Source organism: Planomonospora sp. ID67723, assembly GCF_015711605.1.
In the GTDB taxonomy this organism is placed as follows: Bacteria; Actinomycetota; Actinomycetes; order Streptosporangiales; family Streptosporangiaceae; genus Planomonospora_A.
In genome coordinates, this window is the sequence record NZ_JABTEZ010000001.1 from 2426606 (window position 1) to 2440150 (window position 13545).

Sequence of the window (13545 nt, forward strand, 5' to 3'; positions counted from 1 at the left end):
GGAACCCACCATTATGGGTGCAAGATCCTTTTTGGGGAAGAGTCAGGGCGTTATTGCTTCCGACGGCCATGTAAGAACGTCACAAGCTTGACTACGCGGTCAAGTTCGGCTTGCGTTCGAGTGAAGGAGGTGAGGTTCATTCCGGGCAGCGCGAAGCGCTGGCGGGAGACGGCCTTGGGCCGGGCGAACTCCCGTAGCCCGTCCGCGCCGTGGATCCGGCCGAAGCCGGAGTCGCCGAGGCCGCCGAAGGGCAGGGCGGGGACGGAGGCGAAGGAGATGACCGAATTGATCGCGGTCATCCCGCTCCGCATCCGGCGGGCGAGCTCCACGGCCCGCCGCCGGTCGCCCGAGAAGATCGTTCCGGCCAGGCCGTAGGCGGTGGCGTTGGCCTTCTCCAGGGCCTCCTCCGCGTCGGCGACGCGCTTGATCGTGAGGGTCGGTCCGAACGTCTCCTCGCGGACCGCGGGGGAGTCCTCGGGCACGTCCTCCACGATCACCGGGTCGACGTACGGCGCGCGGACCGACTCCGGCCCGCCGAGGACCGCCTTCCCGCTCGCGACGGCGTCGTCGATGTGCCGCCGGATGACGTCGAGCTGCGCGGGCATGGTGACCGGGCCGTAGTCCTCGCCGGCCCGGACCTCGCGGGCCCGCCCGGTCAGCTCCCGCATGAAGGCGTCGTAGACCGCGTCGACCACGTAGACCCGCTCCACGCCGACGCAGGTCTGCCCGGAGTTGGACATCGCGCCCCACAGGGCCGCGTCCGCCGCCGCGGCCACGTCCGCGTCGGCGTCCACGATCAGCGCGTCCTTGCCGCCGCACTCGGCGACCATCGGCGTCAGGTTCTGCGCGCACGCCGCCATCACCCGCTTGGCGGTGGCCGTCGAACCGGTGAACGCGATCTTCTTGACCCCGGGATCCCCCGCGAGCGCGGCACCCGTCTCGCCCAGGCCGGTCACCGTACGGAAGACGGGCTGCTCGGGCACCGCCTCGGCGAACAGCTCGGCCAGCAGCACGCCCGTGCCCGGGGTCAGCTCGCTCGGCTTGAACACCACGGCGTTGCCCGCCGCCAGCGCGTAGGCGATCGAGCCCATCGGGGTGAAGACCGGATAGTTCCACGGGCCGATGACCCCGACCACGCCCAGCGGCAGGTACTCCAGCGTCGCCGCGAGGTTGGCGCCGACCATCCCGGGGGAGACCCGGCGCGCCCCGAGCACCTTGCGCGCGTTGCGGGCCGCCCAGTCGAGGTGGGTGATGGCCAGGATCGCCTCGAGGGTGGCGTCGGCCTTCGGCTTGCCGGTCTCCCGGTGGACCGTGCCGACGATCCGGGCGATGTCCCGCGTGACGACCGCCTTGTAGTCGAGCAGCCTGCGCCTGCGCTCGGCCCACCCCAGCCCGCCCCACCACTCCGCGGCGCGCTCGGCCTCCGCAACGGCGGCCCGTACGGCCCGGGCGTCCTGGACGGGATGGGTGCCGACGACGGCGCCGGTGGCGGGGTCGAGGGAGTCGAAGGTGCGCTGCTCTGTCGTCATGGACATCACGGGCCTCCTGTCGCGTGGCGGATGCCCGGAGAAGGGCGCTCGCCGCGACCCCGCGGGGCACGGCGGACCGGACGGGCACGGTGCGCCCACGATAGACCGCGGCCGTTGTGCAGTAAACCATCACTTACGCGGGGCGCCCCGGAGGTCGCACCGGGTCCGTGCCGCCGGTCCGGCGGCTGGTCGCCCGCCTGAGGGCCCGGCCGTTCACCTGATGAGGATTCCCCGGTCCAGGGCGGTGGTGACCGCGGCGGTGCGATCGGAGACGCCGAGCTTGCCGAAGACCCGCAGCAGATGCGTCTTGACCGTGGTCTCGCTGATGAACAGCTCCCTGCCGATCTCCGCGTTGGTCAGCCCTCCCGCCACGAGGGAGAGCACCTCGATCTCGCGCCGGGACAGCGATCCGGTCGCGGGGGCCCGCATCCGGGTCACGAGCCTGGTCGCCACCGACGGCGAGAGCACGGTCTCGCCCCGCGCGGCCGCGGCGATCGCGGCCAGCAGGTCCGCCCGGGAGGTGTCCTTGAGGAGGTACCCGGCGGCCCCGGCCTCGACCGCGCGCACGATGTCCTGGTCGGTCTCGTAGGTGGTCAGCACGATCACCCGGCTCCCCGGGCGGTCCGCCAGGATGCGGGAGATCGCACTGACCCCGTCACCGTCCGGCATGCGCAGATCCATCAGGATCACATCCGGGACGAGCTCCCGTGCCCGCACGACCGCCTCGTCCCCCGACGCGGCCTCGCCGGCCACGGTGAGCCCGGGATCGGCCTCCAGCATCCCGCGCAGGCCCTCGCGGACCACCGGGTGGTCATCGACGATCATCAGGCGCAGCAAGGTCATGCCCCCTGCCCGGTGGTGACGGCGGTTCCGGTGACGGTCTCCCCCGAGGGGGTGCCCGGGCCGGTGGGAACGACGATCTCGAGGGTGGTGCCCCCGCCGGGTGTGCCGGTCAGGGTGAGGCGCCCGCCCACCTGCTCGACGCGGGCGCGCATGCCCCGCAGGCCGTACCCGCCGCCGGCGCCGGGGGTGAGGCCGCGCCCGTCGTCGCGGATCTTCAGCCTCACGGCATCGGACCCGTAGGTCGCCGAGACGTCCACCCGGCCGGCCGCCGCGTGCTTGCGCACGTTGGCCAGGGCTTCCTGGACGGCACGGATGAGGACCACCTCGGTGGGCGGCGGCAGGGGCCGGGACGCCCCGCGGACGGAGGCGGCCGCCGTGATCCCCGTCTCCTCGCCCAGCCGGGCGGTGAGACGCTTGAGGGCCTCGTCGAAGGTGGAGCCGTCCAGCGGAGCGGGGCTGAGCGCGGCGATCAGGGTGCGGGCCTCGGCGAGGTTCTCCCGTGCGGTCCGTACGGCCAGCGCCAGGTGGCGGGCCGGGTCCGGCTGGGCCTCGGCGGCCTGGATCAGCATGATGATGCTGGTGAACCCCTGTGCCAGGGTGTCGTGGATCTCCCCGGCGAGCCGCGCACGCTCGGCCAGGGCTCCCCGCTCGGCGGAGAGCCGGGCCACCTCGGCCCGCTGGGCCTCCAGTTCCCGGATGAGCGCGGCCCGCTCCTCGCTCTGCTCCATGATCCGCTCGATCCACAGGCCGAAGACGGCGGAGAAGAAGATCACGATTGTGGTGACGGTCAGGAAGTTGAAGGTTCCCGCCCAGCCGTCGTCGGAGACGAGGAAGCGGGCGGCCGGGGCGAGGTTGAGCACGACGACCATCGCCACGGCGGTCCTGGCCTGCAGCACCATGAAGCACTGCGGGCAGAGGCCGAAGAGCGCGAACGTCATCGTCGGCTCGATGAGCGCGGCGGGGACGAACAAGGCGACGAGGAGGACCAGGTAGACGATCCCGCGCCGCCGGTCCTCGCGCACGATCGCCGGACGGCCGACCAGGACGTAGACGGGCAGGATCGCGGCCATGAGCCCGGCGGAGAGGAACCTGCCGGAGGAGCCGGAGCCGTCCAGCGCGACGAACGCGGCCGGGACGAGCGTGGTGGCGGCGAGCAGCACCTCCCAGCCGCGCAGCGACTCCCAGACGTGCGGTCCGGCCGGGTCTGCGGGCCGGCCGGGCCGCAGCAGCGGGATCGGCGCCCGTCCTGCCGGGCCGCCCCTCCGGTCCGGCAGGGGTTCCCGCGGTACGTCCGGGTGGGTCCCTATCCGTCGCGGCGGCTCTTCCAGCGGAAGGTCGTCAGACACAGCAGGAGCCCTCCGATGACCCAGGCGCCCAGGATCAGCGCCACTCGGTCGAGTTCGTATGATGCGGCCAGTTCAAGTGTGGCACCGCCGTCGCCCAGGAAGACCGATCGGAATCCCTGGCACATCCACTTCAGCGGGAAGAACGACGCGATCCGGGTCAGCCACTCGGGCAGTTCGCTGATCGGGATGAACACCCCGGAGATGAACTGCAGCACCACGAACGGCATCGCGATCACCGCGCTGGCGCTCTTGCCCGACCGGGGCAGGCTGCTGACGGCGATGCCGAGCAGGGACGATCCGAGCACGCCGAGCACGAACACCCAGGCGAAGGTCAGCCAGCCGGACGCCTCCGCGGGCAGCTCCAGCCCGAACAGGGCCACTCCGATGGCCAGCAGGATCACCACCTGGACGAAGGAGACGAGCAGGGTGTTGAGCGCCTTGCCCGCGAAGTAGGCGGAGGGCGGCATCGGGGTGCCGGCCAGCCGCTTGAGCGTGCCGTCGTCCCGGTCCATCGCGATGCCGATGCCGAGGTTCTGGAAGCCCGTCATGGTCGCGGAGCCGATCAATCCGGCCACGTAGAGCTGGGAGACGTTCAGGCCGGTGCCCTCCAGGTCGTTCGCGAAGATCGACCCGAAGATCACCAGCAGGATGATCGGGAAGGAGAAGGTGAAGATCACCGCGTCCTTCTCGCGGAAGAACATGCGGGTCTCGATGGCCGCCCGCGACAGGCTCAGTCTGATCGCGGAGGGCAGTTCGGCGGGGGCCGCCGGAACGGCGGGTGGAGCGACGATCTGGGTCATGGGGATCGTTCCTCGGTCAGGCGGGGTGGATGTCGTATGGGGCCGGGCCGCGAGCCGGCTCCCGGCTGGGCGGGTGTGGTGTCGCGCGGGGGCCGGGTGCGCGGAGGTCAGCCCTCGATCAGGCGGAGGTAGACGTCCTCCAGGGACGGCCGGGTCACGGCCAGCTCCGGGATCTCGCCGTCGAACTGCCGGGTCAGCTCCAGGACGGTCTTCGTGGGGGTGCCGGTCTCCACGGAACCGCCCGCCCAGCGGACCGTGGCCTCGGCGGTGGCCCGCCCGCCCAGGGTCGCGGGATCGCCTTCGGCCACGATCCGGCCCTTGGCGATCACCGCCACCCTGTCGGCCAGCGCCTCGGCCTCGTCCAGGTAGTGGGTGGTCAGCACGATCGTGGTGCCCTGGTGGGCCAGCCCCTGGATCAGCTCCCAGAACTGGCGGCGCGCCTCGGGATCGAACCCGGTGGTCGGCTCGTCCAGGAAGAGCAGCTCGGGGCCGCCGATCACGCCCAGCGCCACGTCCACCCGGCGCCGCTGGCCGCCGGAGAGCTGGCGGATCCGCTTGCCGGCCTTGTCGGTCAGGCCGACCCGCTCGATCACCTCGTCCGGGTCCCGGGCGCTGGGGTAGTAGCCCGCGAAGTGCCGGACCGTCTCCCGCACCGTGGCCTCGGCCACGTCGTTGGCCGTCTGCAGCACCACCCCGACCCGGGCGCGCCACTCGCGGGTGGGCCTGCCCGGGTCGGTCCCCAGGACGCTGACCTCGCCGCCGTCCCGCCGCCGGTGGCCCTCCAGGATCTCCACCGTGGTGGACTTCCCGGCCCCGTTCGGGCCGAGGATCGCGAACACCTCCCCGGCCCTGATGTCGAGGTCGATTCCGTCGACCGCCTGCACGTCGCCGTAGCGCTTGGTCAGGCCCCGCACTCTCACCGCTGTCGTCATGCTCCGAGCATCGTCCGGCTACGGCTCACGCGGTACCGACGGCCGGTGGAACCGGTTGTCCTCCGTTCGGAGGACACGGGCCCGGGCCCGGGGCGGGGAGGAGGGCCGGGCGGGCGCGCCGCGCGGCCGGAGCTCCGTACGGTCAGAACAGGGTGGGGTTCTCCGGTTCGATGCCGCGCAGCGCGTCGTAGTCGAGGGTCACGCAGTCGATGCCCCGGTCGGCGGCGAGCACGCGGGCCTGCGGCTTGATCTCCTGGGCGGCGAAGACGCCTCTGACCGGGGCGAGCAGCGGGTCGCGGTTGAGCAGTTCCAGGTAGCGGGTGAGCTGCTCGACCCCGTCGATCTCACCCCGCCGCTTGATCTCCACCGCGACGGTCGAGCCGTTGTGGTCGCGGCAGAGGATGTCCACCGGCCCGATCGCCGTCATGTACTCCCGCCGGACCAGCGTGTATCCCGCCCCCAGCGTGGTGATGTGCTCGGCCAGCAGCTCCTGCAGGTGCGCCTCGACACCGTCCTTGATCAGACCGGGGTCCACGCCCAGCTCGTGGCTGAAGTCGTGGAGGATCTCCTCCATGGTGAGGATCAGCTTCTCGCCGGTCTTTCCGTGGGTCACCGTCCAGGTGCCGCCGTCCTCACGGAGCTTGCACGGCGGGTTCATCCAGTTCAGCGGCTTGAAGGCGCGGTCGTCGGCATGGATCGACACGCTGCTGTCCGCCTTGATCAAGATCAGCCGGGGCGCCATCGGGAGATGGGCGGTGAGCTTTCCCACGTAATCCACGCTGCAACGCGCGATGACCAGCCGCATGGAGCATCACCCTACCGGCCTGACGGGACCGGCCGCCCTGCGAAGAGGACGGCCGGTCGTCTCACCGCACCGGACGGCGCGGTTGTCAGCGCACGACCTCCGAGAGCTTGACCCGCGCGCCGGTGCGCAGGACCGCGCGCTCGTAGACGCGGGCGCCCAGCGCGAGCATCGCCGCCGTCGCCACGGCCATCAGGGCCGCCGCGAGTCCGATCTCCCAGAAGGGCACCCCGCCGCCGGCCGTACGGACCGGCATGACCATCGTGGAGAACGGCGGGATGAGCGAGAGGATGCGGGCCACCCCGCTGCCGGGCTCGACGGCCGCGAAGTAGGACACGAAGTAGGTGGCCATGATCAGCAGCGTCAGCGGGCTGATGACGCTGCTGACCTCCTCCTGCCGGGAGACCAGCGAGCTGAGCGCGGCGGCCATGGTGGCGAAGAAGGCGTAGCCGAGCAGGAACCAGAACAGCGTGCCGAGCACGATGCCGGTCATGCCGGGCGGCAGGTCGGCGGAGAAGCCGGTCGCGACGGCGGCGCCCAGACCGGCCACGATGATCACGACGAGATTGGCCAGAGCCAGGATGCCCAGCCCCAGGATCTTGCCGCCGAGCAGCTGCCAGGGGCGGATCGAGGTGAGGAGGATCTCGACGATGCGGCTGCCCTTCTCCTCGACCACGCCCATGGCGACGTACATCGACGGCTGCAGGAGAAGGAAGAACAGCACCATGACCAGGAGGAACGCGATGCCCGTCCGCACATCCTCGTAGCGGGTGTCGGCGCCGACGGAGACCTGCTCCAGCGGGGTGACCCGCATCGCCGCGGAGACTTTGGCCGGGTCCAGGCCCGCCTCGGCGAGCTGCTTCTGCGTCTGCGCCGCCTGGTGCGCGCTCTCCAGCAGCGCGCCGAGCTCCCGGTCCACCTCCCCGTCGGCCAGCGTCCTGCGGTCGTCCACCACGGCGGCGTCCACGTCGCCGTCGAGGACGGCCTTGCGCGCCGCGGCCTCGTCGGCGAACGGCTCGGCGGTCACCTCGGCGTCCTTGGCGACCCCGGCGAGCGCGGACTGCAGCGCCGGGGAGTCGACGACGCCCACGGTGAAGGAGTCGGGGCCGGAGAAGAGCCGGGGGAGGACGGCGAGGGCGCCGACCAGGACCGCGCTCAGCACCAGGCCGACGACGAACCCCTTCGTACGGCCGCGCGTGGTGATCTCCCGCCGCGCGACCAGCCACAGCCCGTTCATGCCACTGCCTCCCGGAAGATCTCGGTGAGCGTGGGCCGCTCCCAGCCGAAGTGCTCCACCGTTCCCGCCGCCGTGGCGGCCCGCAGGATCTCCTGGTCGCTGCCGTTCGCGTCAGCGAAGAGCACCTCGTCACCGTTTTTCGTGATATTTCCGCTCAAGCCGGTCGTCCAGTCGGGGGCCGCACCCCGGACCACCACCTTCAGCAGACGGCGTCCCTCCCGCGCCCGGAGCGCCTCCACCGTGTCGCTGGCCACCATGCGGCCGGCCGAGATGATGCCGACCGAGTCGCACAGCCGCTCCACGAGGTCCAGCTGGTGGCTGGAGAAGAGCACCGGCACACCCGCCGTGCGGCGTTCGACGAGCACCTCGGCGAGCGCGTCCACGGCGATCGGGTCCAGTCCCGAGAACGGTTCGTCCAGCACGAGGACCTCGGGATCGTGCACCAGCGCGACGGCGAGCTGCACGCGCTGCTGGTTGCCCAGGGAGAGTGCGCCCACCTCGTCGCCGGCGCGCCCGGTGAGCGCGAGCCGTTCCAGCAGGTCCCCGGTCGCCTTCGCCGCCTCCTTGGGGGACAGGCCGTTGAGCTGCCCGAAGTAGCGCACCTGCTCGGCGACCTTCATCTTCTGGTAGAGCCCGCGCTCCTCGGGCATGTAGCCGAACCGGCGCCGGTCCTCGAAGGCCAGCGCCCGGCCGTCCCGGCGCACCTGCCCGGAGTCGGCGGCCAGCACGCCCATCAGGATGCGCATCGTGGTCGTCTTGCCCGCGCCGTTCGCGCCGACGAAGCCGAACATCTCGCCCGGCTTGACGGAGAACGAGACCCCGTCCAAGGCGATTTTGTCGCCGTACCGTTTGTGGAGATCATCTATATCGATCATCAGGGGGATCCCTCGGTCAGTCGCTTCAATACGGAGACATAATCCTGGAAGGCGTGCCGTCCTGCGTCGGTGAGGGAGAGCCAGGTGCGCGGGCGCTTGCCCACGAACACCTTTTCCACCTCGACGTAACCCGCCTCCTCCAGCGTGATGATGTGCTTGGAGAGCAGGGAGTCGCTCACCTCGATCGTGTCCCGCAGGAAGCGGAACTCGGCCTTGTCCGCGGCGGCCAGGGCAGCCATGATCGACAGCCGGACCGGCGCGTGGATGAGGTCGTCCAGCCGGTGGCGCGGGTGGGAGCCGTTCCCGCTCACCTCTCCGCCCGGAGAATCCGCCAGGCCGCGTAGAACATCGGCATGCTCGTGCAGACCGCCAGCACGACGACCAGCGTGATCCAGCCGGCGCCGGGGTCCTTCGGGAGGAGGAGCGCCCCCGCCGTCATCACGGCGGTCAGGGCGAGGGAGGTGACCGTCACCGGCCCGGTGGGCCTGTTGATCCAGGTGACTTTGCGGTCCTGCGCCAGCTGGGACCAGCGGTGCCCGAGGATGACGATGAGGATCGTCATGGTGAGCCATGAAATCATCGCCGCGAACTTGGACCAGTCGGGGCCGAGCGACATCACCAGCCAGTAGGGGACGCTGGCGAAGCCCATGACCAGGAGGATCAGCCCCGTCGTCCGAGCGGGCCTGCGCGCGCGCCGCTCGACGTCGCCGATGTGCCGCAGGGCGTCTTCGGGTGTGAGGTTCTCTCCCATGGTCCCTCCTCGCTCATCTACTTAAACGCTAGGCGATACTCAACTCTCATTCAAGTACTTTCCTGATATTGAAAGAGGAGGAGCGGATGGGGCACCCGGCCTGTGGGGAGGGCGGGCCGCCTCTGGGAGACTGGTGCCGTACGGAGCCGGGCAGTCTTCGTATGGCAGCGAGTTCGCGGCGTGATGGGGAGAGTCGATGGCGGGCACCTTTGAGACGGTCGGCGTGGTCGGTCTGGGCACGATGGGGGCGGGGATCGCCGAGGTGTTCGCCCGCGCCGGGCTGGCGGTGACCGGGGTCGAGGCCGACCCCGCGGCGCTGGAGCGCGGCAGGGGACACCTGGAGGGCTCCACCGGCCGGGCCCTGGCGCGCGGCAGGCTGACCGAGGCCGAGCGGGCGGAGATCATCGGCCGGGTGACCTTCACCACCTCCCTGGAGGACCTGGGCGACGCCGACCTGGTCATCGAGGCCATCCCCGAGGTCATGGACTACAAGCGGGCCCTGTTCACCGACCTCGACCGGGTCTGCAAGCCGTCGGCGGTGCTGGCCACCAACACCTCCTCGCTCTCGGTCACCGCGATCGCGGCCACCACCACCCGGCCCGGCCGGGTGATCGGCATGCACTTCTTCAACCCCGCGCCGGTCATGAAGCTGGTCGAGGTGGTCCGCACCGTGACCACCGACGAGGGGCTCGCCGACGAGGTGGCCGGGCTCGCGCGCCGGCTCGGCAAGACCCCGGTGACCGTGGGCGACCGCGCCGGGTTCGTGGTCAACCGGCTCCTGCTGCCCTACCTCAACCACGCGGCCGCCCTCCTGGAGAACGGCCTGGCCGGCCGCGACGACATCGACGCCGCGATGAAGCTGGGCGTGGGCCTGCCGATGGGTCCCTTCGCCCTGCTCGACCTGATCGGCCTGGACACCTCCTACGAGATCTGCGAGGTCCTGTTCCGGGAGACCCGCGACCGCAGGCACGCCCCGGCGCCGGTCCTGCGCGAGCTCGTCACCGCCGGGCTGCTCGGGCGAAAGTCCGGGCAGGGCTTCCACTGCCCCGAGGAGCCGCAGTCCCCGTCGCCCCACGAGAAGCCGTCGGCCGCGTCGATCGCGGTCCTCGGCGAGGACCCCGGGGGGTTCGCCGCCCAGCTCTCCGGGGCCGGTTTCAAGATCGTCGATGTCGAGGACGCCGAGCTGGTCGTCGCGCTGTCCAGCACGCCCGTGGTCGAGCAGGCCGTACGGCTCCCGCACCCCGACCGCCTGGTCGGCCTGCACCTGGTCGGGGACCAGATCGCGGAGGTCGCCTCCACCGCGCTCACCTCGCCGGAGACCGCTCGGGTCGCCGCGGGCCTGCTGCGCATCCTCGGCCGGACCCCGGTGCCGTGCAAGGACAGGGCCGAGTTCGTGGTCGACGCCCTGCTCTACCCCTATCTGAACGACGCCGTGCGGATGTACGAATCCGGCTACGCCTCGGTCGAGGACATCGACACGGCCATGAAGCTCGGGTGCGGTTACCCGGCCGGGCCGTTCGAGACGCTCGACCGGCTGGGTCTGGCGACCGTCCGCGACGGTCTGCGCGCCCTCTACGCCGAGTACCGCGAGCCGTCCTTCGCCCCCGCGCCGCTGCTCGACCAGCTCGTCACGGCCGGGGTGCGGAGCATCCGCGACCTGTCGTCGTGAGCCCGCGCAAAGCCCGCCGGATGGACCCCTTCGACCGGGGCGGCGGCCGGGGCTCCTCCCGGCCCGTCGGGCAGGTCCCCGGCGTGGGCGAGGTCGAGGAGTGGCCCGACGGCGACTGGCACGTGCGCCGGGTCACCGGCGCCGCAACCGGCAAGCTCTACCGGTGCCCGGGCTGCGACCAGGAGATCAGGACAGGCCTGCCGCACCTGGTGAGCTGGCCGGCCTGGACGGGCGGCGAGGACGAGCGCAGGCACTGGCACACGGCGTGCTGGCGCAACCGGGTCAGACGCGGTCCCGGCCGGAGCCGGTACTGAGGACCGGTGCGCCGGGTCGCCGGTGAAGCAAGCAGCTAGGGAAGGGACGAGATGGAGATCCGGGCCTCGACGGTACTGCCCGCGCGGCGCGAGCCGATCGAGCTGCACACGGGTGACGGGCTGACGCTCGTGGGCGAGCTGGCGCTTCCGCCGGAGCGGCCACCGGTGGCCACGCTAATCTGCCTGCACCCGTTGCCGACGCACGGCGGCATGATGGACAGCCACCTGTACAAGAAGGCCGCCAACCGGCTGCCCGCCCTCGCGGACCTGGCGGTGCTGCGCTTCAACACCCGCGGCACCAGTTCCGAGCGGGGCACCTCGGCGGGGGTCTTCGAGGGCGGCGAGGGGGAGCGGTTCGACGTCGCCGCCGCGCTGGAGTACGCGGAGTTCCACGACCTGCCGATCCCCTGGCTGCTCGGCTGGTCCTTCGGTACCGAGCTGGCCCTCAAATGGGGGCACGACCCGCTGGTCCAGGGGGCCATCCTGCTCTCCCCGCCGTTGCACCGGGCGGACGACGCCGACCTCGACGCGTGGGCGGAGTTCGGCCGCCCGGTGACCGCGCTGGTCCCCGAGTTCGACGACTACCTCCGGCCCGAGGAGGCCCGCGCCCGCTTCGCGCGGGTGCCGCAGGCGGAGGTGGTCGGGGTGGACGGGGCCAAGCACCTGTGGGTGGGCGAGCCGTACGTGCGGATCGTGCTGAACGAGATCGTCCTGCGGGTGAACCCGGCCGCCCACCCCCTCCCCACCGAGGTCGCCGACTCGTAGAATCTTGTTCGGTCCGAGCCGCGCGGTGCGGCGTCGCGAACGATGAGGAGGCGGCCGTGCAGGCGTTCGATCTTTCCGGCGGGAAGGCGTTCGTGACCGGGGCGTCGCGGGGCATCGGCCGGGCGATCGCGGTCGCGTTCGCCGAGGCGGGCGCCGACGTCGCGCTCGTCTCCCGGTCGGCGGAGTCGCTGGCGGAGGTCGCCAAGGAGGTCGAGGCGTTCGGGCGGCGGGCGGTGGTGATCCCGTGCGACCTCACCGACCGGGACGCCGCGGCGGACGCCGTACGGCGGGCGATCGAGGCCCTGGGGCACCTGGACGTCGTGGTGAACAACGCGGGCGGCTCCAACTTCCTCGTGCCCTTCAAGGACCTGCGGCTGTCCGGCTGGGACAAGCTCATGAGGCTCAACCTCGACTCGGCCGTGGCCGTCTGCCACGCCGTCGCGCCGCACCTCCTCGAACGCGGCTCCGGCTCGGTGATCAACGTGGCCTCGGTGGCCGCCAAGGGCGCACCCTTCCTGGCCCCCTACGCCGCGGCCAAGGCCGGGCTGGTCGCGCTGACCAAGAGCCTGGCCCTGGAGTGGGCCGAGAGCGGCGTCCGGGTCAACGCCCTGTGCCCCGGCTGGACCGCCACCGACCTCAACCGGAACCTCTGGGAGGACCCGGCCTCCAACCAGGCCACCGTCCGGACGGTCCCCATGCGCCGCTGGGGCACCCCGGAGGAGATGGCCCACCCCGCCCTCTTCCTCGCCGGTACGGCCTCCGCCTACATGACCGGCCAGGTGCTCTTCGTCGACGGGGGAGTGACCGCGACCTCATAACCGGTGGGCGGTCAAGGGGTGTCAGATCGGTAGTCCGCGATTACGGTGGACTGCGTGCGCCTGTACACACGATCGGCGGGCGAGGGACTTCCGGTCGTCCTTCTCCACGCGTTCCCGATGTCGTCGACCATGTGGCTGGCTCAGCGCGAGGGCCTCGCCACCACCTGCAAGGTGATCACTCCGGACCTGCGCGGTTTCGGCGGCTCCCTGCTCGGAGAGGACGAGCCGTCGCTCGACCTGATGGCCGACGACGTCGTCCGCCTCCTCGACGAGGAGGGCATCGACCGCGCCGTGATCGGCGGCCAGTCCATGGGCGGTTACGTGACGATGGCGCTGTGCCGCCGCCACCCCGACCGGGTCCTGGGCGTGGTCCTCGCCGACACCAAGGCGACCGCCGACTCCGAGGCGGCCAGGGGCAATCGCGAGCGCATCGCCGCCGCCGTCCTGGAACGGGGCTCCTCGATCCTGGTCGAGGAAGTGCTCCCGGCGCTCATCGGCTCGACCACCAGACAGCGCCGCGCGATGGTGTTCGGCCGCGTCCGCGGCCTGGTGCAGTCGGCCCCGCCGGGCGCCGTCGCCTGGGCACAGCGGGCGATGGCGGTCCGTCCCGACTCCTTCGACACGCTGCGCGCGCTGAAGGTCCCCGCGCTGGTGATCGTCGGCGAGGAGGACGAGCTGTCGCCCCTGACCGACGCGGAGGCGATGACGGAGGCGGTCCCCGACGGCCGTCTGACGGTGATCGAGAAGGCCGGCCACCTGAGCGCGATCGAACAACCCGAGGCCTTCAACCGCGCGGTCTCCGACTTCCTCAAGGACCGCATCCTCTGACTCCGACCGGTCGCGGAGCGGTTCCCGGCCGAGGCC

15 protein-coding genes are annotated in these 13545 nt (G+C 71.7%); 5 read left to right on the forward strand and 10 right to left on the reverse strand.

Annotated features, from left to right (window positions below):
- Positions 1-50 precede the first annotated feature (50 nt).
- From HS041_RS11275 to HS041_RS38220, 10 genes are all read right to left on the reverse strand, one after another.
- The gene (locus HS041_RS11275) at positions 51-1535 is read right to left on the reverse strand and encodes an aldehyde dehydrogenase family protein (RefSeq protein WP_196440410.1); all 1485 of its coding nucleotides are present in this window, start codon (positions 1533-1535) and stop codon (positions 51-53) included.
- 207 nt (positions 1536-1742) lie between these two features.
- Entirely contained in the window at positions 1743-2366 is a 624-nt protein-coding gene (locus tag HS041_RS11280; protein ID WP_196440886.1) for a response regulator, read from the reverse strand.
- A gap of 2 nt (positions 2367-2368) precedes the next feature.
- Entirely contained in the window at positions 2369-3718 is a 1350-nt protein-coding gene (locus HS041_RS39970) for a sensor histidine kinase (protein ID WP_196440411.1), read from the reverse strand.
- The gene (locus HS041_RS11290; protein ID WP_196440412.1) at positions 3676-4518 is read right to left on the reverse strand and encodes an ABC transporter permease; all 843 of its coding nucleotides are present in this window, start codon (positions 4516-4518) and stop codon (positions 3676-3678) included. Before HS041_RS11290 ends, HS041_RS39970 begins: the two co-directional genes overlap by 43 nt.
- A 107-nt stretch (positions 4519-4625) precedes the next feature.
- Positions 4626-5450 (reverse strand): ABC transporter ATP-binding protein, encoded by an 825-nt coding sequence (locus HS041_RS11295; protein ID WP_196440413.1) that lies wholly within the window; start codon positions 5448-5450, stop codon positions 4626-4628.
- A 142-nt stretch (positions 5451-5592) separates the two neighbouring features.
- Positions 5593-6255 (reverse strand): endonuclease NucS, encoded by a 663-nt coding sequence (nucS, locus tag HS041_RS11300; RefSeq protein WP_196440414.1) that lies wholly within the window; start codon positions 6253-6255, stop codon positions 5593-5595.
- Positions 6256-6340: 85 nt separating this feature from the next.
- A complete protein-coding gene (locus HS041_RS11305; RefSeq protein WP_196440415.1) occupies positions 6341-7489 on the reverse strand; it encodes an ABC transporter permease in 1149 nt (382 codons plus the stop codon).
- Positions 7486-8364, reverse strand: a complete 879-nt coding sequence (locus tag HS041_RS11310; RefSeq protein ID WP_196440416.1) for an ABC transporter ATP-binding protein — start codon at positions 8362-8364, stop codon at positions 7486-7488. Before HS041_RS11310 ends, HS041_RS11305 begins: the two co-directional genes overlap by 4 nt.
- Positions 8364-8675: a winged helix-turn-helix domain-containing protein gene (locus tag HS041_RS38215; protein ID WP_307845238.1), complete on the reverse strand. Its 312-nt coding sequence runs from the start codon at positions 8673-8675 to the stop codon at positions 8364-8366. The genes HS041_RS11310 and HS041_RS38215 overlap by 1 nt, the downstream gene beginning before the upstream one ends.
- Positions 8672-9115, reverse strand: coding sequence for a hypothetical protein (locus HS041_RS38220; protein ID WP_230878525.1), 444 nt, complete (start codon positions 9113-9115; stop codon positions 8672-8674). Before HS041_RS38220 ends, HS041_RS38215 begins: the two co-directional genes overlap by 4 nt.
- Positions 9116-9311: 196 nt before the next feature.
- Between HS041_RS38220 and HS041_RS11320 the strand changes: the two genes are divergently transcribed.
- From HS041_RS11320 to HS041_RS11340, 5 genes are read left to right on the forward strand one after another with little or no spacing between them, the layout of a single operon-like run.
- Complete coding sequence (locus HS041_RS11320) at positions 9312-10784, forward strand: 3-hydroxyacyl-CoA dehydrogenase family protein (protein WP_196440418.1); 1473 nt, start codon at positions 9312-9314, stop codon at positions 10782-10784.
- Positions 10781-11098: an Rv1322 family protein gene (locus HS041_RS11325; protein WP_196440419.1), complete on the forward strand. Its 318-nt coding sequence runs from the start codon at positions 10781-10783 to the stop codon at positions 11096-11098. Before HS041_RS11320 ends, HS041_RS11325 begins: the two co-directional genes overlap by 4 nt.
- A 51-nt stretch (positions 11099-11149) precedes the next feature.
- Complete coding sequence (locus HS041_RS11330; RefSeq protein ID WP_196440420.1) at positions 11150-11863, forward strand: alpha/beta hydrolase; 714 nt, start codon at positions 11150-11152, stop codon at positions 11861-11863.
- Between the two features lie 56 nt (positions 11864-11919).
- Complete coding sequence (locus tag HS041_RS11335; RefSeq protein WP_196440421.1) at positions 11920-12681, forward strand: SDR family NAD(P)-dependent oxidoreductase; 762 nt, start codon at positions 11920-11922, stop codon at positions 12679-12681.
- A gap of 54 nt (positions 12682-12735) precedes the next feature.
- Complete coding sequence (locus HS041_RS11340; RefSeq protein WP_196440422.1) at positions 12736-13509, forward strand: alpha/beta fold hydrolase; 774 nt, start codon at positions 12736-12738, stop codon at positions 13507-13509.
- Positions 13510-13545: the final 36 nt, after the last annotated feature.